The sequence below is a fragment of the Streptomyces sp. NPDC000410 genome (assembly GCF_040300305.1).
In the GTDB taxonomy this organism is placed as follows: Bacteria; Actinomycetota; Actinomycetes; order Streptomycetales; family Streptomycetaceae; genus Streptomyces.
Map to the genome: position 1 here is coordinate 34868 of NZ_JBEPDM010000023.1, position 22609 is coordinate 57476.

Sequence of the window (22609 nt, forward strand, 5' to 3'; positions counted from 1 at the left end):
TGTCCGGGGGGCGACCCCCGGACCCCCGGCAGGGCGCAAGGCCTGGCGCATGGCCGGGGCTCATCGGCGCGTCTCCCTTCGGATCCTGCGGATGTTGCTGTGCTTTTCCGGGGGGCGACCCCCGGACCCCCGGCAGGGCGCAAGGCCTGGCGCATGGCCGGGGCTCATCGGCGCGTCTCCCTTCGGATCCTGCGGATGTTGAACAGCATCACCGGGATCACCAGCAGCAGGAGCAGTACCGCGATCGCGCTGCCCACACCCAGGTCGGCGTCGGTTCCGAACGAGGAGCGGTAGAGCTGGAGCGCCAGCACATTGGCGTCGTCCTGGGCCGAGCCGGGGGCGATGATGAAGACCAGGTCGAAGATCTTCAGGACGTTGATCATCAGGGTGACGAGGACGACCGCGAGGACGGGGGCCAGCAGGGGCACGGTCACCTTGCGGAAGACCTGCCACTCGTTCGCCCCGTCCACCCGCGCCGCTTCCAGCAGTTCGCGCGGCACCGCCGCCAGGCCCGCGGCGATCAGGACCATCGCGAAGCCTGCCCACATCCAGACGTACGAGCCGATGATGGCCGGGGTCACCAGCGACGGGCCCAGCCAGTCGACTCCGTTGTACGGCTCCCGGAAGTTGCTCGCGGGGAGGCGCAGCAGGGCCCCGTCCGCCTTGTCGGCCGGGAGGGAGAAGGAACCGTCGGCGGCCGCCGTGGCGGTGGCGACGACCTTGCCGTCCTTGACGGCCTCGACCTCGATGCCCTTGAGGCCCAGTTCCCGCGCGTCGATGGTGTTGGGTTTGCCGCCGCCGCCCTTGGTGAAGTCCAGCCACGCCGTGCCGGTGATCCTGGCCGGGTCCGTGGCGGGGGCCCTCGCCGGTTCGGCGTCGCCCGGCATGGCGGCGGGCGCGACCCCCACCAGCGGCAGCTGCACCTGGCGGCCCGCCGCGACCGGCTCCTTGGTGATGTACGCCCCACCGCCCGCCGCCTCCAGCGGGTGGACGGGCAGCGGGCGCGCCCGGGGGAACCCGGCCGACTCGTTGAACGTGTCGTGGACGCCCACCCAGACCGCGTTGGCGACACCGCGCTCCGGGTCCTGCTCGTACACGAGCCGGAAGATGATGCCCGCGGCGAGCATCGAGATGGCCATCGGCATGAAGACGATCAGCTTGAACGCCGTGCCCCAGCGGACCCGTTCGGTGAGCACCGCGAAGATCAGCCCGAGGGCCGTCGCGACCGTCGGCGCGACGACGACCCAGATCGCGTTGTTCTTGACGGAGGTGAGGATGGTGTCGTCGGAGAAGATCTCGATGTAGTTGGCGAGTCCGGCGAAGCCGGTGCCCGCCTTGTCGAAGAAGGACCGGTAGACCGAGTACCCGATCGGGTAGACCACGAGCGCGCCGAGCAGGACGAGGGCGGGGAGCAGGAATCCGGCGGCGACGAGCTTGCGGGTGCCGGTCACCCTCCTGCGCGGTCGTACGTCCGGGGTGGCGGTGGCCGTGGAGGTGGCGCCGGGGGCGGCGGGGGCGGCGGGGGACTTCATCGCCGCATCAGTTCTTGTACGCCTTGGCCGCGTCGGCCTCCAGCCGCGCCTGCGTGCCCGCGATGTCCTTCGGGTTCTTCAGGAAGTCCTGGAGGGCCTTCCACTCACCCTTGCCGGGCGTACCGCCGAACGCCTGCGGCATCTGGTCCGACATGTCGAAGCGGAAGTCGTCGCCCGCCGCGATCAGCGCCTTGGCGATGTCGCGCTGGACGTCGTTCGGGTACGCGGCCACGTCCAGGGACTTGTTCGGCGAGATGAACCCGCCGGCCTGCGCCCAGATCCTCGCGGCGTCGGGGGAGGCCAGGAACGTCAGCAGTGCCTGGGCGCCCTTGGAGTCCTTCAGCGCGACGGCCGCGTCGCCGCCGGTCACCACCGGGGACTCGCCGCCGACCGCCGGGAACGGGAACACCTTCGCGTCCGTACCGACCTTGGCCTCGGTCTGCGCGATGTTGACGGTCACGAAGTCGCCCTCGAAGACCATCGCGCTCTTGGCCTGGTCACCACCGGTGAAGGTCTGGGTGACGGACTTGGGGAACTCCGTCTGGAGCGCGCCGTCCGCGCCGCCCGCGATCAGTTCCGGCTTCCCGAACAGCTCGGCGAGGGTCGTCAGGGCCTGCTTGACCGACGGGTCCGTCCACTTGATCTCGTGCTTCGCCAGCTGGTCGTACTTCTCGGGACCGGCCTGGGAGAGGTACACGTTCTCGAACCAGTCGGTGAGCGTCCAGCCGTCCGCGCCGCCGACCGAGACCGGGGTGACGCCGGACGCGGAGATCGTCTCGGCGGTCGTCAGGAATTCCTTCCAGGTCTTGGGCTCGGTGGCGCCCGCGTTCTCGAAGACCGCGGTGTTGTACCAGACGAGGGATTTGCTGGCGGCCTTGAAGTACACGCCGTACGGGGTGCCGCCGACGGATCCGAGATCCTGCCAGCCCTTGGCGTAGTTCTTCGCGAGCTGCGCCTTGGCCTCCGGGCCGACCGGCTTGGCCCACTTGTTCGCGACGGCCTGCTGGACCGCGCCGACCTGCGGGAGCATGGCCACATCGGGCGGGCTGCCACCGGCGATCTTCGTGCCGAGGAAGTTGACGATCGGGTCCTGCGCGGGGACGAAGGTGACCGTGGCTCCGGTGCGCTTCTCGAACTCGTCGAGGACCTTGGTGAAGTTCTCCTGCTCGGGGCCGGTCCAGACCGCCGCGACCTCGATCTTCTCGCCGTTCAGCTTGGGCAGTTGGACGGTGGCCTCCTGGCCCCCGCTCGCTCCCGGCTTCTCCTTGCCGCCGTTGCCGTTGCCGTTGCCGTCTCCGTCGCCGCAGCCGCTGAGGGCCAGTGCGCCGACCGCTAAGAGCGCCAGGGCCGCCCTGCGTGAACGACCGGTGGAACCAGGGGTTGTCCGAGTTGTGCGTCGCATCTCTGCCCCGTCTCTCGCGTCCGCCTGCGGAGGGCCGCCGCCCCCGCGCAACCGTGACGCAGGCAGCACCGCTCCCGTCCCGTGCGCACAGGTCTACGCCCGGGAAAGGGGCGAGGCAATACCGCGTCGGCTGTCAACCCGGCGATCGTGATGGGGTCGTGACGTGCTGTCAGGGGGGCTGGGGCTGCTGGCGGGTGGCGGTGGGTAGGCGTGGCCTCGGGTCTGGTCCCGGGCCGGGCCCTGGCGGGCCCGGCGGAGACCGGGATCAGTGGCGGGCCGGGGTGAGAGGTGGCAGGGGTGGGGCGCCGACGGAGCGGGCGGCCCGGTCCAGGGCGCTGGCGAGCAGGGCCAGGTCCGTGGGTCCGTTGCCCAGCTCGCGGACGGGGCGGCGGGCGGGCGGGTCGCCCATCCGCTCCCACTCCAGCTCCACGACGGTGGGGCGCTGCGTCGCGGTACGCGGGATACGCCCGCTCACGCGGCCGCCCTGGAACGGTGTCACCCGGCCGTCCGGATGCCCGAGCCGCCCCCGCCCGGGTGCCGGGTCCTCGGGGCCCGGCGAGGCGGGCGGCGGGTCCAGCACGATCCGCAGCCGTGCGCCGTGGGCCAACTCCGTGTCGGCGGTGCGGTCCGGGCGGGCGGAGGTGGCGACCAGATGGACGCCGAGCCGCTCTCCGTCCCTGGCCACGGCCTCCAGCGCCCGTACGACGGAGCCCGCGGCCGGCCTCCCCGGGCTGCCGAGCGCGGGGGCGACCAGGGCGTCGTAGTCGTCGACCAGTACGACGAGCCGGGGCAGCGGGTGCGGTGCCCTCGTCGTACTGGGGTCGGCGGGGGCGCTGCTCGGGCCCCCTGAACCGCGCTCGGCCGCGGCGAGAGCGGCCCGCGCCCGCAGGCGCAGCGAGCCCGAGTCCGGGGACTCGACGTCCCCGCGCCCTGGGACGGGCACGGACGCGGATGTGGTCCCGGCCCCGTACTGGTGCCCGCTGCCGGATGCGGCCCCGGTCCCGGACGCGGAACCGATCCCGGACACGGTCCCGGCGTCGACCCACGCCGTGGATTCGGCGGGCGGCGCGGACCGTTGCCCGACCAGCCGGTCCGCGACCCCGCGCCGGGCGTGCCACTCGGCGAGGCTCTCGCGGCCCAGCAGCTCGGCACGCCGCTTCAGCTCCGCGCCGAGGGACTGCGCGAACTCCCGCATCCGGACCGGGTCGGACGCGACCAGATGCTCGGTGGCATGGGGGAGTTCCGTACAGGCCGCGAGGCCCTCGCCGCGCTCGCCGCCCGCGCCGTCGACCAGCAACAGCCCCAGCCGGTCCGGCCGGTCCGCCGCCGCCAGCGACGCCGCGATCGCGCGGAGCAGCTCCGTACGGCCGCTGCCCGCCGGGCCCTCGATCAGCAGATGCGGGCCTTCCTGGGCGAGGTCGACCGTGACCGGGCCGCGCGGGCCCGCTCCCAGCACCGCGGCACCGTCCGCCGCGGACGCCCAACGGGCCATCAGGGACGCGGGGGTGGCCCGCGCCAGCCCCAACTCGTCCAGCAGCCGCGCGGACCGCGGAAGCGGCGCCGTCACCGTCCGGCCGGGGCCGGTCGCGCCGCCGCCCTCGTCCGCCGCGCGCAGCGGCGCCAGCGCCCGCCCGAAACGCTCGGCCCACGCCGCCGAGACGGCGTCCACCGTGGCGACCGTCCCATGGCCCGCGGGCTGTCCCGCCGCCGTACGCAGCAGCCGCAGCGCGGTCGCCACATCGCCGCTCAGCAGCGCGACCGCCCCGCACTCGCGGAACGCGAGGGACACCGCGCACGCCTCCTCGTACGTCGCCGCCACCGGGGACAGCGGTGAGGCGGCCGGGGTCTCGGCCAGGCAGACGACATGGATGCCGCCCGCCGCACCCGCGCCGGCCAGCCGCGCCGTGGTCTCGCGGAGCGCCGAGGAGCCCGGGTCGCCGTCCAGGATCAGCACCGTCCGTGGCCCCGCGTGGCGCGCGGCCGTGTCCTCGATCGCGCGGCGGTCCGCGCTGGGCCAGCCGGCCCCGAGCGGTCCGTCGTCCAGCCGCCGGGTCAGCTCGGCGGCCCTGGCGGTCGCCTGGTCCCGGTCGTAGGCGAGCAGGAGGCGGCAGTCCTGGCCGTGGCCGGGCCGCAGTTGGGGGAGCCAGCCGAGCCAGCCCCACTCGCGCCTGCGCTCCTCCAGGGACCGGGCGCGGTCCGTGCTGATCAGCACGATCTCCAGGTCGGCGGGTGAGTGCAGCGCGGCCAGCTGGGCCACCACGGACCTGGCGAGCCCGGCGAGCCGCGCACGGGGCCCGGCGAGACCGAGCGATCCGGCCTCGCGCAGTCCGACGGTGACGGGGACGGCGGGCGTGTCCGCGCGGTCCGCGGTGCCGAGCCGTACGACGAGCTCCTCGGGGTGACCGGGCCCGCGCTCCCACAGCCGCGGCCCCGGCCCGAGGGCGGTGAGCAGCACGGCGGCCGGGTCGGGCCAGGTCTCGACGACGGGCGCGCCGCCGACGGCCACGGGCTGCCCGTCCCCGGCGCCTTCCCCGACTCCGTCGCCCCGCCCCCCGGCGAACCGCCGCGCCCAGGCCCCTATGCCGCGCTTACGCCCGCCGCTCTCGCCCCGGGGCCGCTGCGCCCGCGCGCCCGGTCCGCCGTCGGCCGCGCTGTCATCGCCACCGCCTTCCATGCGGGTCCCACGGCCGTGGGTCACGGGCCCGGTCGCGCCCCCGCCCTCCCCGTGGGCCGTGCGAGCGCCTTCGTCGTCGTAGCCGCCGGCGCGGGCGTGCGTCTCATCCCCGCCCCGGACGCTCCGGCCGCCGTCGGTGCCACCGGTCCCGGCCGCGTGCGGGTACGTCGCCCCGGCCCCGCTCGGCGCGGTCCCGTGGCCCCGGCCGTCGTCGCCGGGCACCCGGCCCGGACGGGCGGGAGCCCCGGGCGCCGCGTCCCCGTAGGCATGCGGCTGCCCGTACGTCCCGTGCGCGGCGTCCCGGGAAGCCTGCCCGGCCCCGTACGGACCGCTCCCGCCCTCTCCCGGGGCGCTGTCCGCCCCGCGGGCCCAGGAGGGCACGCCCGCCCCGGCCGTAGGCCCATCGCCACCCGCGTCCGTGCCCGTACGCGCGTGAGCGGGCCGGACCGGCGCACCCGCAGGTGCCGGGGACGCGCGGCGCACCCGCAGGTGTCCCTCGCCGTCCGGGGTCGTCGCGAGCCGGGCGGCGGGACCCGTGGGCGGGGTGAGGCGCAGGGCGGACTCGCCGAGGCGCAGCAACGCGCCCGGGGCCAGCCGGGCCGGGCGGGGGCCCACCTCGGCGCCGTCCAGGGTCGTGCCGTTCGTGGAGCCGAGGTCCGCGACGGTGACGCGGCCGTCCTCGCCGACCGTGACCGCGCAGTGCAGCCGGGACACGTCCGGATCATCGAGCGGCACGTCCGCGTCCGCCGCGCGGCCGATACGGATCTGCCCGCCGTGCAGCAGATGGACCCCGCCCGCGTCCGGCCCCGCGACCACATCCAGTCGGGCCCGCGCCTCGCCCTCGTGGGTGGCGGCCTCGTCCTCCGCGGGTACGTGGAGCGACAGGACGGCGCCGTCCACCAATGGGGGCTCGCCGAGCGCGCACCGCTGCGCGTCGAGCCGCTCCTGGCCCGCGTACAGCACGATCGTCCCGGACGGCGGGGCGTCCGGTCCCGACACGGCCGCGGCCAGCCCGGAGGCCACCGCCGCCAGCGCCGTCCCGGCCGGGGCGGTCACGAGCACATCGCGCGCACGCCCCGTCGAAGCGCGCTCGGCGGCGGTCGTACGCTCGGCGGGCGCACGCCCCGCCGACGCCGCCGACGCACGCTCAGCGGCGGTCACGGACTGGCCGCTGCGCGGCGCGAGGACGGTCAGCCGGATCTGCATCGCCGTCAGCGGTCCCTTCTGCGCGGGGTGCCCGGCAGGGGGATCCGCCCTGTGATTCCCCCCACCCGGCAGGTCGGCACGGCCGAGGGGCTCTCCCGACCCCACGATTCCGTGCTGGAAGGCATCCTCGCACCTGCCACTGACAACACGCCCGCCGACCACCCTCAAGTGATCTTGATTGGTCGGCTCTGCACGTAAAAGTGCCTGGTTGGGATCGCCTGTGAAGAGAGCGCCATCGCTGCCCGGCAACCATGACTCCGCCCCCGTCGTCTTATCCGCCAACCCGGTCCGACCTCGGTCCGACCTCGGTCCGGCCTCGGTTCGACCTTGGTCCGATCCCCGGTCCGAACATCCGTTGACCCGTCCGGCGGCATTAAAGTGGGCCGGAAACCCGGAACGGTTCACAACAGAACCCGGGACCTTCGATGGACGACCCCCGACCCCGATCAGCAGGGAGCGCATGACGTGCGGCCGGTAGGCAGCAAGTACCTGCTCGAGGAACCGCTCGGACGCGGCGCCACGGGCACCGTCTGGCGAGCCCGCCAGCGGGAGACCGCGGGTGCCGAGGCAGCCGTTCCCGGTCAGCCGGGTGAGACCGTCGCGATCAAGGTCCTCAAGGAGGAGCTCGCGAACGACGCGGACGTGGTGATGCGCTTCCTGCGCGAGCGTTCCGTCCTGCTCCGGCTCACCCACCCGAACATCGTGCGCACCCGCGACCTCGTGGTCGAGGGCGACCTGCTCGCCTTGGTGATGGACCTCGTCGAAGGCCCGGACCTGCACCGCTACCTGCGGGACAACGGCCCGTTCACCCCGGTCGCGGCCGCCCTGATCACGGCCCAGATCGCCGACGCGCTCGCCGCCAGCCACGCCGACGGCGTCGTCCACCGTGACCTCAAGCCCGCCAACGTCCTGCTCGCCGAGCGCGATGGCGAGATGCACCCGCTGCTCACCGACTTCGGCATCGCGCGCCTCGCGGACTCCCCGGGCCTGACCCGTACGCACGAGTTCGTCGGCACCCCGGCCTACGTCGCCCCGGAGTCCGCCGAAGGCCGCCCGCAGACCTCCGCCGTCGACATCTACGGCGCCGGAATCCTGCTGTACGAGCTGGTCACCGGCCGTCCGCCGTTCGCGGGCGGCACCGCCCTGGAGGTGCTGCACCGGCACCTCAGCGAGGAGCCCCGCCGCCCGTCCACCGTCCCGGCCCCGCTGTGGACGGTCATAGAGCGCTGCCTGCGCAAGGAGCCGGGCGAGCGGCCGAGCGCCGAGAACCTCGCCCGTGGACTGCGTACGGTCGCCGCCGGCATCGGGGTGCACTCCACGCCCGCGCAGATCGAGGCGGCGGACGGCGTCGGCGCGCTGCTCGCGCCCGACCCCGACCCGGCCGCCGTTCCGCAGGTCCCGGGCGCGTCCGACCCGACCCAGGTGCTCCAGGCCAACGCGCCGCAGTACGACCCCGGCGCCGCGACCAGCGTGATGCAGCAGACCGGCATGCCCGCGGGGGCGGCCGACGCGACCAGCGTCCTGCCCAGGAACGGCGCGGCCGACCCGACCGCGGTCATGCCGCCCGTCCCGCCGCGTCCCGACGGCCCGCCGCAGCCCGCGACGCCGGAGGGGCCGCACCCCTGGCAGTCCCAGCTCCAGGCGGCCCGCGACCGCAACGAGCAGACCCAGATCCAGTACGTCGACCCGAGTCAGGACCCGCTGCGGCGCCGTCCGCAGCGCCAGGCGCCGCCCCCGCAGCCGCCCCAGCGTCAGCAGCAGCACCCGCAGTGGCAGCAGCCGCAGCCCCAGCCGCGCCGTCAGCGGCCCCAGCCCCAGCCCCAGCGGTACGCGCCCCCGCCGCAGCAGTACGCGCCTCAGCCCCCGCAGCGGCAGCAGTACGCGCCCCCGCAGGCGCCGCCGCCCCAGCAGCCCGCCCCGCGTCAGCCCCGCCAGCGCAGCGCGAACCCGATGCGGATCCCGGGCCTGGGCTGCCTCAAGGGCTGCCTGTTCGTGCTCCTGATCCTGGTCGGCGCGGGCTGGCTGGCCTGGGAGCTGTTCCTCCAGGACTTGTTCAACGAGGGCAAGAGCTACTGGGACGTCATCAGCGACACCTTCACGACGGTGAGCGACTGGATCTCGGAGCTCGGCAGCACGGAGCCGGGCACCGGAACGGGGACCGGCACCGGTCAGCAGTAGGCGATCAGTCTGTCGTTATGTCGACTTCTGCGGGGGAAATAGCCCCGCAGAAGTGACGGTTGGCGCCATCCGGGGCACTCAATACCCGGACATCCGCGTACGTTGATGCGCGACGGATGGGCAAAGCCAGCCGCTGAGGGAGCAGTCTTGGCACGGAATATCGGCAGCCGGTACACCGCCCACCAGATCCTGGGGCGGGGCAGCGCCGGCACAGTCTGGCTCGGAGAGGGCCCCGAGGGCCCGGTGGCCATCAAACTCCTCCGTGAGGACCTCGCCTCCGACCAGGAACTGGTCGGACGGTTCGTCCAGGAGCGCACGGCCCTGCTCGGACTCGACCACCCCCGGGTCGTCGGCGTCCGTGACCTCGTCGTGGACGGCAACGACCTCGCCCTCGTGATGGACCTCGTCCGCGGCACCGACCTCCGCACCCGGCTGGACCGCGAGCGCCGCCTCGCGCCCGAGGCGGCCGTCGCGATCATCGCCGACGTCGCCGAGGGGCTGGCCGCGGCCCACGCCGCCGGGGTCGTCCACCGCGACGTCAAGCCGGAGAACATCCTGCTGGACATGGAGGGCCCGCTCGGCCCGGGCGGCGCCCACCCCGCCCTGCTGACGGACTTCGGCGTCGCCAAGCTGATCGACACCCCACGCCGCACCAAGGCCACGAAGATCATCGGGACGCCGGACTATCTGGCCCCGGAGATCGTCGAGGGCCTGCCGCCACGCGCGGCCGTCGACATCTACGCCCTCGCGACGGTCCTGTACGAGCTGCTCGCGGGCTTCACCCCGTTCGGCGGCGGCCACCCCGGGGCGGTCCTGCGCCGCCACGTCACCGAGACCGTCGTCCCGCTCCCCGGCATCCCGGACGAGCTCTGGCAGCTGATCGTCCAGTGCCTCGCCAAGGCCCCCGCCTCCCGGCTGCGCGCCTCCGAGCTCGCCGCCCGGCTGCACGACCTGCTGCCCCTGGTCGCGGGCATGCCCCCGCTGGACGTGGACGAGCCGGACGCCGAGCCCGCCGCGGAGCCGTACGAGGAACCGGACTACGCCACCCTCCCCGCCACCGCGCCCCGCAGGGCCGCCGTCCCCCTTGTCCCCGGCTCGGCCACCGACTCCAACCGGGACACCCACACCTCCATGCGCGTCCCCGGCCCCGACGAGCTCGCGGGCGGCGCCCGCGGCACGGCCCGCGCCCCCCGCCCCGCCGGCGCCAGGCGCCCCGGCTCCGCCCGCCACAAGGCGGAAGCGGTCCGCAGACGCCGTATCACGCTCGGCGTCGCGGGCCTGGTGCTGGCGGCCGCGGCCTGTATCGGCGGCTGGCTGGCGACGAGCGGCGACGACGACGGCGTACCGCCCCAGGACTCCAAGCAGTCGGCTCCGTCACAGCCCTAGGGGGCCCTGGATATCCACAGGTACGGACGGGCGGGCCGATAACCCCCGGCCAGCCGTTACGCTGGACTCGTGGCAGTCGTCGATGTATCCGAAGAGCTGAAGTCCCTCTCCTCGACCATGGGGTCGATCGAGGCCGTCCTGGACCTCGAGAAGCTGAGGGCAGATATCGCCGTGCTCGAGGAGCAGGCCGCGGCGCCGTCCCTGTGGGACGACCCCGAGGCGGCGCAGAAGATCACCAGCAAGCTCTCCCACCTCCAGGCCGAGGTCCGCAAGGCCGAGGCGCTGCGTGGGCGCATCGACGACCTCGAAGTCCTCTTCGAGCTCGCCGAGGCCGAGGACGACCCGGACACGCGCGCCGAGGCCGAGGCCGAGCTGGAGTCGGTCCGCAAGGCGCTGGACGAGATGGAGGTCCGCACCCTCCTCTCCGGTGAGTACGACGAGCGCGAGGCCCTCGTCAACATCCGGGCCGAGGCCGGCGGCGTCGACGCCGCCGACTTCGCCGAGCAGCTCCAGCGCATGTACCTGCGCTGGGCCGAGCGCCACGGCTACGGCACCGAGGTCTACGAGACGTCGTACGCGGAAGAGGCCGGCATCAAGTCGACCACCTTCGTCGTGAAGGCGCCGTACGCCTACGGCACGCTCTCGGTCGAGCAGGGCACCCACCGCCTGGTGCGCATCTCCCCCTTCGACAACCAGGGCCGCCGCCAGACGTCCTTCGCCGGCGTCGAGATCCTCCCGGTCGTCGAGCAGTCCGACCACGTCGAGATCGACGAGTCCGACCTGCGCGTGGACGTCTACCGCGCCTCCGGCCCCGGCGGCCAGGGCGTCAACACGACGGACTCCGCGGTCCGCATCACCCACGTCCCGACCGGCATCGTCGTCTCCTGCCAGAACGAGCGCTCCCAGATCCAGAACAAGGCGAGCGCGATGAACGTCCTCCAGGCCAAGCTCCTGGAGCGCCAGCGCCAGGAGGAGCGGGCCAAGATGGACGCCCTCAAGGGCGACGGCGGCAGCTCCTGGGGCAACCAGATGCGTTCGTACGTCCTCCACCCGTACCAGATGGTCAAGGACCTCCGCACGGAGTTCGAGGTCGGCAACCCGCAGTCGGTCCTGGACGGCGAGATCGACGGCTTCCTGGAGGCGGGCATCCGCTGGCGCAAGCAGTCGGAGAAGTAGCCCCGATCGACACGGAGAAGCAGCCCCGCTCCAAGCACCGAAACGGCGCCCGGCCTTGTGGCCGGGCGCCGTTGTCGTGCCCGGGTTGAGACCGACGCGCCCGGGTTGAGACCGACGCGGGTTTCGGCCAACTTCTGCTACACAGATTTGATCGATCATCCCGAGATCCCGGCCTTTACGGGGGTGCGGAATCGGCCAGTCACCTCCGGCGCAGGAGTGACCAGCCGCCACACCCGTTGACGTGTACAGGGTGTAACCGAGAGCATGCAGACTGCTTAAGAACATTTGTTCTCTCAGGGGTGGGGGCGAGCAATGTCCGTACGCAGCATGAACCGGTGGCGCCGAAGAACCATTACGGCGGCACTGGCAGGGACACTGGCGTGGGCCGGGATGCCTGCCGTGTCGGCCGACCCGGCCAGGGCCGCCGACCCGCCGCCGGCCGGCGAGGAGCACCGGGCACTCGCCCGGGCGGCAGAGACCGGTGAGCGCGTCGAGGTCGTCGGAGCGCGAACCGAGTTCGAGACCACCTACGCGAACCCCGACGGCACCTCGTTCCGGCTGGAGCAGTCGGTCGTCCCCGTACGCGTGAGGGGCGAGAGCGGGGCGTGGTTGAAGCCCGACGCGACGCTGGAGAAGCGGTCCGACGGAACCGTCGGGCCCAAGGCGTCCGCGGTCGACCTGGCCTTCTCGGGCGGCGGCGACGGCGCCGGCCTGGTGAAGATCGCCCGCGAGGGACGGACTCTGGCCTTCGGCTGGCCGGGCAAGCTCCCCGCGCCCACTCTCGACGGCGACAGCGCCGTCTACGCGAACGTCCTCCCGGACGTCGACCTGCGGATGACGGCCACGGCCGAGGGCTTCCACGAGGTTCTGGTGGTCAAGACGCCCAAGGCGGCGGCCGGCCCGAAGCTCAAGAAGATCACGTTCTCGATGAACGCCACCCGGCTGAAGGTCTCGCCCACCGAGGGCGGCGGGTTCGGGGCCGTGGACGCCAACGCGACCCAGGTCTTCACAGCGCCCCCGGCGCTGATGTGGGACTCGTCCGGAGCTTCGGTGAAGGCGACAGCGACGACGGCGGTCGGGGCTGCCTCCGCGCGTACGGCCAAGGCCGCGCCTGCCGCAGCGGACGACAACGCCCGCGATAACGCCCACGACGACGCCGACAGGCCGAAGCCCGGGGCTGCCACCGCCGATCTGCCCATCCAGGTGGGCAAGAACGCCATCAGTCTGGTCCCCGACGCGAAGATGCTCCAGGAGACCGACGCCTCGGCCTTCCCGCTCTACATCGACCCGACGGTCGCCTGGGGCGAGGCGGAGCGCACGCTCCTCCGCTCGGACGGCTACGAGGACTACGGGTGGGGCAACGGATCCGATGACCAGGGTGTGGGCGTCGGCAAGTGCGGTTCCTGGAACGGCTATTACTGCGGCCCTGGCTATGTGCAGCGGGTGTACTTCGAGTTCTCGCCGAGCCCACTGGCCGGCAAGCACATCCTGGACGCGTCGTTCCGGGTGACCGAGCCGTGGGCCTTCCAGTGCGACCCCCGCTGGGTCGATCTCGTACGCACCAACAACATCTCGTCGTCGACCACATGGAGCAGCAGGCCCAGCGAACTGGACCTGATGGTCGACCGCAATGTCTCCGCGGGCCGTGGCTCGCTGTGCGACCCGGATCAGCCCGACGCTCCGATCGAGTTCAACGACAGTCCGGACGAGGCGAACGAGAACCTCACGCCGACCGTGCGAGCCTTCGCCGCGGGCAAGTTCTCCCGGCTGACCTTGATGATCAGGGCGCACGACGAGGGGGACCCCAGCGCCTGGAAGCGGTTCAAGAACGACGCGGTGCTGGTGGTGGACTACGTCGGCAAGCCCTATTTCCCGAGTCCTCACGGCTTCGTGGCCGGGGTCGGCACGGTGTGCTCCAAGGACGGCGACAAGCCGAGCACGATCACCGATCCGACGCCACAGGTGGCGGCCAATGTCCGTACGTACTCCGGTGGTGAGGCGGGCGCCCTTCTGAAGGCGGGGTTCCGTATCGAGCGTCTGTCGGGCACCACGTGGGTGAGAGACCAACCGGACTTCCTCTCGCCGACCGGTACGAGCTATCTGGGGGCGGGGAAGCGCGCGACGCCGTCCGTGCCCACGGCGCTCGTGGAGGGTCCGCTGTATCGGCTGAGCGCATGGACGAATTCTTACTGGAACAACTTCAACCACCTTCTTTCCTCGGGAAACGCGGGCGTCTGCTATTTCAAGGTCGACCCGACGGCCCCGAAAGCCCCGGCCATCACGCCTGGTTCCGTTTACACACTGTGCACGACGACGGCCTGTGATCCGGCGGGCGGGCCCGGAACCGAGGACCAGTTCACGTTCGCTCCGGCGGCCGGTGACACCAACTCCGCGTACCAGTTCAAGCGGTCGGGGACCGAGGCCTGGTCAGCGGCGATAGCGGGTGCGACGGTCAAACAGAAGATCATTCCGGAGGAAGCCGGCACGTACTACTTGGAAGCACGGGCCAAGGATGCGGCCGGGCGCTGGGGCGCATCGCAGATCGTGAGCTTCCTGGTCAAGGAGGGCGCGGGGCCGGTCGGCCGGTGGCACTTCGACGAGGAGAGCGGGGCGGCGATCGACTCGTCCACGACGGTGGCTGCCAACCAGGACAATGCGACGTTGTCGGCGGGGGCGGGGCGCGATGACCGCGGACGTCGGGGTGAGCTGTGGTACGACGACAAGGGTGAGCCTCTGGCCCAGCCCCGGACCGACAAGGCGTTGCATCTGAACGGGACTTCTGGCTACGCGGCCACGAGTGGCTCAGTGCTGGAGACAAGGTCGGCGTACACGATCTCGGCCTGGGTACGGCTGAGCCCCAGTCCCGACGGTGTCGTCGTCCTGTCCCAGGACGGCAGTAAATACTCGCCATTCCTCCTCTCTTACCTCAAGCCACAGGACAAATGGTTCTTCGGTGTGAAGGAGAAGGATGAGGATACCGGGAAGGCGTATTTCGGGGCTCTCTCCAAGCAGCCGGCTCAAGAGAACGTATGGACGCACATTGCTGGAACCTACGACCCATCGACAGGATCGATCCAGCTCTACGTCAATGGAGTTCACCAAGCGACATCGACGGTGACCGGCTCCTGGGCTGCAACAGGCGGACTTCAGATCGGCCGCTACAAGTGGGCCAATGTGTACCAGCGTTACTTCTCGGGTTCCATCGACGAAGCCGCAGTCTGGCAACGCGCTCTGCAACCCGGAGAAATAGCAACGGAAGCCCGCACCCTCTCCAGCAAGTCCGGTCTCACCGACGTCGAACTCGTCGCCGCCTGGAGTGCCCAGGGCGCGACCGGTACCGCCCCCGTCGGCGACACGTCAGGCTACGGCCGCAACCTGTCCCTGGCGGGCGGCGCCTCGTTCGACGGTGAGTCGATCGTCCTGGACGGTTCGGACGATGCCGCGACCACCGCCGGCCCAGTGCTCGACGACACCGGCTCCTTCACGGTCACCACCACCGTTCAGCTGGACAGCAAAGCGATCGAGGCCAAGGACATCGGCTACATCGGCCAGGTCGTCGGCCAGCGAACAGCCGACGGCTCCTCCTGGGGCCTCTGGTTCGAGCTCACGGGCAAGGAACAGCGGTTCGACGATGACCTCGTCGAACACACCGTTCCCGTCGGCTCCTGGCGATTCGGCCGCGTCAACAAGGACGGCACCCAGGTCTGGGCCGCGTCCGAAGAGGAAGCGGACCTTGGTACTCCCGTACGGCTGACCGGTGTCTTCGACGCGCTGTCCGAGCAGGGACCGGTCGCCCGGCTCTATGTCGGATCCGAGCAGAAGGACGCCGACAAGCCCTACAGCGCACTTGTCGGATCGGGAGACTTCGCGGTCGGCAAGGGCTTCAGCGCAACGGACTGGGGCCACTACGTCACCGCGCGGATCGGTGAGGTCCGCCTGTGGGCCGGCGCCATGACCGGGTCCGAACAGATCGACAAGGTCATCGGCGACTGACCGAGCAGAGGGTGAGGCCTCCGCGTTGATCGGCGGAGGCCCACCCGCGCCGTTCCGCAACGAACTTCTTGAGCACTTTCAGCGCGTGCGTGCTGCTGTGCGCGCACGCGACACCGTGGGGGTTGGGGTTCATGGGCAAGGGCAATGGCAAGGGTTCGACAGCACTTCGCAGACTTGGCAGAGCGCGGACCGCCGTGGTCCTGACGCTCACCGCGGTCTTGGCCGTGCCCACGGGTCTGACCCCCGTCGCGCAGGCGGTCGACAGCGGCCCGGGCCGGCCAAGTGTCCCGAAGCCGCGCGCCAGCCAGGTCAAGGCGATGGACGCCGCCGGGGCCAAGAAGGCGCGCGAGCGAGTGGCCAAGGGCGAGGCCGAGAACGCCGTCGACGTCGCGCGGGCCGCCGTGCAGCAGCGAGCCGCCCGCTGGCCCCAGCCGGGCACAGCCACTGTGTCCCTCGGTGGTAAGAACGGCTCGGCACGGCGCGCCACAGCGGGCGGTCTGCCTGTGACCGTGAGGACCACAAAGGGGAAGACGGCTCTCACCGGTCAAGCCACGATCACCGTCCTCGACCGCAAGGCCACCAAAGCGGCCGGCGTGCGAGGTGTGCTCTTCACCGCCGCGGTGAACCGCCCCGGCGAGGCAAATGTCAGCGTCGACTACGCCTCGTTCGCGTCGGCCTTCGGTGGCGGCTGGTCCGGCCGACTGCGCCTCGCCAAGCTCCCCGCGTGCGCCGTGACGACACCGGCACTCAAGAAGTGCCGCACCCTTACCCCCCTCAACTCGCGTAATGACACCTCGACCCGGAGCCTCTCGGCGAACGTCGACCTCTCTGCCCCGATGGTGCTCGCGGTCACCTCCGCCGGCCCCGGCCAGTCCTCCTCCGGTACCGGCGACTACACCGCCACGCCCCTCGCCTCGTCCTCCACCTGGGAGGCCGGAGGCTCCTCGGGATCGTTCACGTGGTCGTACCCGATGAGCACCCCCAACCTCTCCGCCGGCCCGGCGCCGTCGCTGAATCTGTCGTACGACTCGGGCACCATCGACGGCCGTACCGCCGCGACGAACAACCAGGGCACCTCGGTCGGTGAAGGCTTCGAGCTGTCGACCACCTCCTACATCGAGCGGCAGTACGGTTCGTGCGACGAGGACGGCCACGACGAGAAGTACGACCTGTGCTGGAAGTACGACAACGCTTCCCTCGTCCTCAACGGCAAATCGACGGAGCTGGTCAAGGACGACACGACAGGCGAATGGCGGCTGAAGCACGACGACGCCTCGACGGTCATCCACTCCACCAACGCCGCCGAGCCGTCCAACGACGACGACAACGGCGAGTACTGGACCGTCATCACGGGCGACGGCACGAAGTACGTCTTCGGCCTGGACAAGCTGGCCGGTGCCACCACCGAGCGGACCAACTCCGTCTGGACCGCCCCCGTCTTCGGCGACGACTCCGGCGAGCCCGGCTACAACAAGGGCGATGCCTTCGCCGACCGCTCGCTGAAACAGGGATGGCGCTGGAACCTCGACTACGTCGAGGACACGCACGGCAACGCGATGACGTACTGGTACGCCGCCGAGGCCAACCACTACCGCAAGAACAAGGCCGACACCGCCGACGCGCCCTATATCCGTGGCGGATACCTGACCAAGATCCTCTACGGGCAGCGTCACGACACCCTCTTCAGCGTCACCGCACCGGGCAAGGTGACCTTCACGTACGACGAGCGCTGCACGGCGGGAGACTGCTCCGAGCTCACCGAGGACACCGCCGAGAACTGGCCCGACGTCCCCTTCGACGCCATCTGCGAGTCCGGCGCAAATGACACGGACTGCCTGGCCGTGAGCCCGTCGTTCTTCTCCCGCAAGCGCCTCACCAAGATCGAGACAGCCGTGCTCGCCGCCTCCGGCACGGCCTACGCGCCGGTCGACTCGTGGGCCTTCGAGCAGACCTACCTGGACGGCGGTGACATCGGCGACTCGTCCGACCAGTCGCTCACCCTGAACCACATCCGGCGCACCGGCCACACCGGAACCGCCATCACCCTCGACCCGGTGACGTTCACGTACCACAAGCGCCCCAACAGGGTCGCCGGTGGCACGCAGCCCGGCGGGGGCAACATCCTTCCGCTCACCCGACCCCGCGTGAACACGATCACGTCCGAGGCCGGAGCCATCACCACCGTCAGCTACAACGAGCCCGAGTGTGTCCGTGGTTCGAAGATGCCGACGGCCGAGGACAACAACGCGGAGTCCTGCTACCCCCAGTACTGGAACATCAACGGCGCGACGGACGCGAGCGTGGACTGGTTCCACAAGTACCGCGTGACCGCCGTGAACACCGCGGACCCGGCCGGGCACGGTGAGCTGGTCGAGCATTCCTACACGTACGAGAAGCCCGCCTGGCACTACAACGACAGCCCCTTCGTGCCCACCGACGAGCGCACATGGTCGATCTGGCGGGGCTACCAGAAGGTCACCGTCCAGACCGGCGCGGCCACGGGCACGCGTTCCCGGACCGTCAGCACCTACCTGCAAGGCATGCACGGCGATCGCCTCAAAGCCGGCGGAACCCGCACCGTAAACGTGCCTGGCGTCGACCTCACCGCACTCGACGTGCCGGACATGGTCGACTACGACCCGTACGCCGGCTTCACCCGCCAGCAGATCACGTACGACGGCAGCACTCCGGTCAGCGTCACCGTCAACGACCCTTACTCGGACAGAACCGCGATACAGCACAAGTCGTACGCGGACATCGAGTCGTACTTCGTGCGTACGCGCAAAACTCTCACGCACACCTACCTCCCCGTCCCGAAGAAGTGGCGCACCGCGAGCACGACCACGGACTACGACTCGTTCGGCATGGCGACGGCGGTCGGCAACGCGGAGGACATCGAGGTGCCGGGCGACGAGACCTGCACTCGCACCTGGTACGCCCGTAACAAGGCGAAGGGCATCAACAACCTCGTCTCCCGCAGCCGTACCGTCGGTCGGCTCTGCACCACGGCCGAGACGGGACTCACCCTGCCGACGTCGGTGGGCGTGCGCGGCGACGTCCTGTCCGACACCGCGATCGTCTACGACGGCACCGCGGCCACCGACTCCTGGTCCGACGCCCAGGTTCCCACCCGGGGCACAGCGACCTGGACGGGCCGGGCGTCCGCCTACCCGGCCGTCGCGACAGGGGGCGAACGCCACCCGTCCGACTGGCAGACGGCGAGCAGGACCACGTACGACACCCTCGGCCGCCCACGTACGGTGACAGACACGGCCGGGAGGACGACCACCACGGACTACACCCCGGTCGGAGCCGGAGTCCCGACCAGGACGGTGGTCACCAACCCCAAGAGCCACAAGGTCCTCACCTTCCTCGACGGCCTTCGCGGTCTGCCGCAGCGCACGTACGACGTCAACCAGAAGAAGACCGACCAGGCGTACGACGGCCTGGGCCGTCTCACCGGGGTCTGGCTGCCCAACCGCAGCAAGGACCTCAACCAGTCCGCCAGCGTGACCTTCACGTACACCCTGAAGAGGGGCGAGGCACCCTCCATCGCCACCTCGACGATCAAGTCGTCGGACACGGTGACGACCTCGTACGAGATCTTCGACTCGCTGCTGCGCCCGCTCCAGACCCAGACGCCGACGCCGGTCGGCGGACGCCTGCTCACCGACACCCGCTACGACTCGCGTGGCCTCGCCCACGAGACCTACGCCGATATCTACGACTCCGCCAAGACCCCGAACGGGACGTATACCCGCGCCGAGTACGGCGGTGCCCCGAAGCAGACCGCGACGGTCTTCGACGGCGCCGGCCGCGCCACGAGCAGCAGCTTCCTCGTCTTCGGCACGAAGAAGTGGACCACCACGACGAGCTACACCGGTGACTCCACGGCGACGAGCGCGGTGACCGGAGGACAGGCAGTCCGCGTCATCACCGACGCCCTGGGCCGCACGACGGAGCGCCGCGAGTACGCGGGCCCCGACCCGGCGGACGTCAACTACGGCGGCGGTACGGGGGTTTCGTACACGGCTACGAAGTTCACGTACACGCGGGACGGCAAGCAGGCCACGATCACCGGCCCGGACGACGCCCAGTGGTCGTACACCTACGACCTCTTCGGCCGCCAGATCAGCGCCACCGACCCGGACAAGGGCACCTCCACCACCGGATACACGGCCCTGGACCAGCTGGACTGGACCGAGGACTCCGCGAAGAGGCGACTGCTGTACAGCTACGACGAGCTCGGCCGCAAGACCGGGCTGTGGTCGACCGAGCGGAAGGACGAGAACAAGCTCGCCGCCTGGAACTTCGACACCCTGGCCAAGGGGCAGCTCGACAGCTCCACGCGTTACGTCGGCGGAGTCGGCGGCAAGGCGTACACGAGGAAGGTCGTCACGTACGACCCGCTCTACCGCGCCACCAAGACGGAACTCGTCCTCGACGCCAATGACGCGCTGGTCGTGGCGGGCGCGGCGACGACCAGCTACACCTTCGCAAGCGCCTTCAACCTCGATGGCACCGTCCAGACCACCACCGAGCCGGCCGCCGGCGGGCTTCCCTCGGAGATCATCGACTACCGGTACACCCCGACGGGCCAGCCCACATCCGTCTTCTCGGGGGCGTCGGGCTATCTCCAGGGCGCGATCTACAGCGAAACCGGTCTGCTGCAGCAGCTGACCCTCGGCGTCTCCGGTGCCGCGGAGGCCAAGAAGACGTACCTCGACAACAGGTACGAGACCGGCACGGACCGTCTCACCAGATCCTTCGTCACGACGCCGGCGACCGCGCCGTACAAGCCCCAGGACCTCAGCTACACGTACGACGACGCCGGCAACGTCACCAAGATCGCCGACACCCCGAACGCCGACCCGAAACTGAAGCTGGACGCCCAGTGCTTCACCTACGACGGCCATCGCCGGCTGAAGGAGGCCTGGACCCCGTCGACGGACGACTGCACCAGCAAGACCCTGGGCGGCGCGGCCCCGTACCGGACGGCGTACACCTACACCCCCGCCGGCCAGCGTGACACCGAGACCGAGACCACGCCGACCGGCACGGCGACGACGACCAAGTACTGCTACACGAACCCGGCGCAGCGCCACACGCTGATCGCCACGCGGAAGGCCGCGGACTGCACGGGCGCCACGGCCAACTACGGCTACGACTCCACCGGCAACACCACGAAGCGCCCGGGCCCGAGCGGCGCCAGCCAGGCCTTGACCTGGAACGACGAGGGCAAGATCGCCACCCTCACCGAGGGCACGAAGGCGACGGGCTACCTCTATGACGCCGATGGCAACCTACTGATCCGCAGGCCGACGACAGGGGACGGCGAGAGCGTCCTGTACCTGGGTGCCACGGAGATCCACCACAAGGTCACTGGTACGACGAAGAAGACGTGGGCGAACCGCACGTACGCGGTAGGCGCGGTGAGCATTGCCCTCCGCACGAACGAGTCGGGCACGTCGAAGCTCTCCTTCCTGGCCGGCGACCACCACGGCACGAGCAGCCTGGCCCTCGACGCCACGACCCAGGCGATCACGAAGCGCTTCACGACCCCGTTCGGCGCCCCGCGCGCGGGGGCGGTCGGGACCTGGCCGGACGACAAGTCCTTCCTCGGCAAGCCGGCCGACACGGCGACGGGTCTGACGCACGTCGGCGCCCGCGAATACGACCCGGGGATCGGCCAGTTCATCAGCGTCGACCCGATCATGGACCTGACGGATCCCCAGACTTTCAACGGCTACTCCTACGCCGGCAACAGTCCCGTCACCTCTTCGGACCCGACTGGTCTGTGCCGGGCCGACGTCTGCGGTATTGGATACCCGATCGGCGGGACCACTGGCGGCTCACCCGACGACATCGAATACGTCAAGTCAGACGGTGGAACCGGCCGCCACGAGAACAGCGGCCGTCTTGGCAACGGATCGGCCATGAACGGCACGGCGACGGTCGTTGCTGGGAACGTTGTCGTGCCTACGGGATGGAGTGGCAGAAACGAATTTGTCAAACGCTTCAATGTGTATATCGATCACGATCGACACTCCGATGGCTATTTGCGCGAGTGGGTAACCGACACCGAGAACCCTGATGCGGACGCGCTCCTCGGGTGGTACGGGATGAATGTCTGCTGGGCCATGAAGTCGTGTCCTGAAGACCTGAAGATCTACCTCAGGGAGATGGGTGCGGGGTTCTCAGGCCTGGTGATGGGCGCTGCAGCTGGGAACGGCCGTGGTGGCGCGACGGGTTCGGGACTTAGGGGCTCTAAAGGGGTTGGCGGCTGCAAATGCTTCTTGGCCGGCACGGATGTACTTATGGCTGACGGGTCGACCGAAGACATCGAGGACATCGAGCTAGGCGATGAGGTGCTGGCTACGGATCCCGAGACCGGGGAACGTGGGCCCAGGAAGGTCACCCGCCTCATCGTCACTGAGGACGACAAGCAGTTCAACAAGCTGTCCATAGCCACTGACGGCGGTGTAGAGACACTCACGGCAACGCACGAGCACCCATTCTGGTCCCCTTCCGAACGCCGGTGGGTCGAGGCTAGTGAACTAGAGCCGGGCATGACACTGCTCACGGACGCCGGTGGCACGGTCATCGTGACGGCGAACCTCCCGTTCTTGAGGCACGCTCGCACTTACAACCTCACAGTCGATGACTTGCACACGTACTATGTGCTCGCGGGGGAGACGCCAGTCCTGGTTCACAACAGCGGAGGGTGCATTCCGGCCCTCCGGGGTTGGAGCAGCCAACGCTTCCAGTTCGGGAACCAGACCTTCCTTCTGGACAAGAAGGGAATGGAGCACATCCTGACTCGTCATCATCCGAAAATGTGGGATGGCTCGGTAAAGGCTCAGCAGTCCTTCTTCGACCCCAAGATGAGCGTTGCTGATGTCCAGGACGCAATCGGGCAGGTCATGCGCCAGAACAGGGATGCGCTCGTTCAGCGAGGAAGCAGGGGTATGTATCAGATTCAGGGAAACGTCAACGGAGTAGACTATGTTCTCGGCATGAATAAAGGCCGAGTCGGCCAGTTCTACCCTGTTGCTCCCTGAC

The 22609-nt window shown here is 70.6% G+C and carries 8 protein-coding genes; 5 read left to right on the forward strand and 3 right to left on the reverse strand.

Features of this window, described 5'->3' with window-relative positions; all coding sequences use genetic code 11:
• Positions 1–164: 164 nt before the first annotated feature.
• From ABT342_RS22535 to ABT342_RS22545, 3 genes are all read right to left on the reverse strand, one after another.
• Positions 165–1532 carry a carbohydrate ABC transporter permease gene (locus tag ABT342_RS22535; RefSeq protein ID WP_351576626.1) on the reverse strand — a complete coding sequence of 456 codons (1368 nt, stop codon included), beginning with the start codon at positions 1530–1532 and terminating at the stop codon, positions 165–167.
• 7 nt (positions 1533–1539) lie between these two features.
• Entirely contained in the window at positions 1540–2934 is a 1395-nt protein-coding gene (locus tag ABT342_RS22540) for an ABC transporter substrate-binding protein (RefSeq protein ID WP_351576629.1), read from the reverse strand.
• Between the two features lie 265 nt (positions 2935–3199).
• Positions 3200–6814 carry an FHA domain-containing protein gene (locus tag ABT342_RS22545; protein ID WP_351576632.1) on the reverse strand — a complete coding sequence of 1205 codons (3615 nt, stop codon included), beginning with the start codon at positions 6812–6814 and terminating at the stop codon, positions 3200–3202.
• A gap of 465 nt (positions 6815–7279) precedes the next feature.
• On the opposite strand from ABT342_RS22545, the gene ABT342_RS22550 reads away from it, so the two are divergent.
• The 5 genes from ABT342_RS22550 (at position 7280) to ABT342_RS22570 (ending at position 22608) form a co-directional block, all read left to right on the forward strand.
• Positions 7280–8992 carry a serine/threonine-protein kinase gene (locus ABT342_RS22550; protein WP_351576635.1) on the forward strand — a complete coding sequence of 571 codons (1713 nt, stop codon included), beginning with the start codon at positions 7280–7282 and terminating at the stop codon, positions 8990–8992.
• 147 nt (positions 8993–9139) lie between these two features.
• Positions 9140–10378, forward strand: coding sequence for a serine/threonine-protein kinase (locus tag ABT342_RS22555; RefSeq protein ID WP_351576638.1), 1239 nt, complete (start codon positions 9140–9142; stop codon positions 10376–10378).
• 69 nt (positions 10379–10447) lie between these two features.
• A complete protein-coding gene (gene prfB, locus ABT342_RS22560; RefSeq protein WP_351576641.1) occupies positions 10448–11554 on the forward strand; it encodes a peptide chain release factor 2 in 1107 nt (368 codons plus the stop codon).
• Positions 11555–11944: 390 nt separating this feature from the next.
• The gene (locus tag ABT342_RS22565) at positions 11945–15547 is read left to right on the forward strand and encodes a laminin G domain-containing protein (RefSeq protein WP_351576644.1); all 3603 of its coding nucleotides are present in this window, start codon (positions 11945–11947) and stop codon (positions 15545–15547) included.
• A gap of 131 nt (positions 15548–15678) precedes the next feature.
• Positions 15679–22608: a polymorphic toxin-type HINT domain-containing protein gene (locus ABT342_RS22570; RefSeq protein WP_502965593.1), complete on the forward strand. Its 6930-nt coding sequence runs from the start codon at positions 15679–15681 to the stop codon at positions 22606–22608.
• Position 22609 lies beyond the last annotated feature (1 nt).

What these genes read in the sequence shown, in the direction of transcription:
- ABT342_RS22535 (WP_351576626.1), bottom strand. Translation starts at nt 1,532, where the DNA reads ATGAAGTCCCCCGCCGCCCCCGCCGCCCCCGGCGCCACCTCCACGGCC.
- ABT342_RS22540 (WP_351576629.1), bottom strand. Translation starts at nt 2,934, where the DNA reads ATGCGACGCACAACTCGGACAACCCCTGGTTCCACCGGTCGTTCACGC.
- ABT342_RS22545 (WP_351576632.1), bottom strand. Translation starts at nt 6,814, where the DNA reads ATGCAGATCCGGCTGACCGTCCTCGCGCCGCGCAGCGGCCAGTCCGTG.
- ABT342_RS22565 (WP_351576644.1), top strand. Translation starts at nt 11,945, where the DNA reads ATGCCTGCCGTGTCGGCCGACCCGGCCAGGGCCGCCGACCCGCCGCCG.
- ABT342_RS22570 (WP_502965593.1), top strand. Translation starts at nt 15,679, where the DNA reads ATGGGCAAGGGCAATGGCAAGGGTTCGACAGCACTTCGCAGACTTGGC.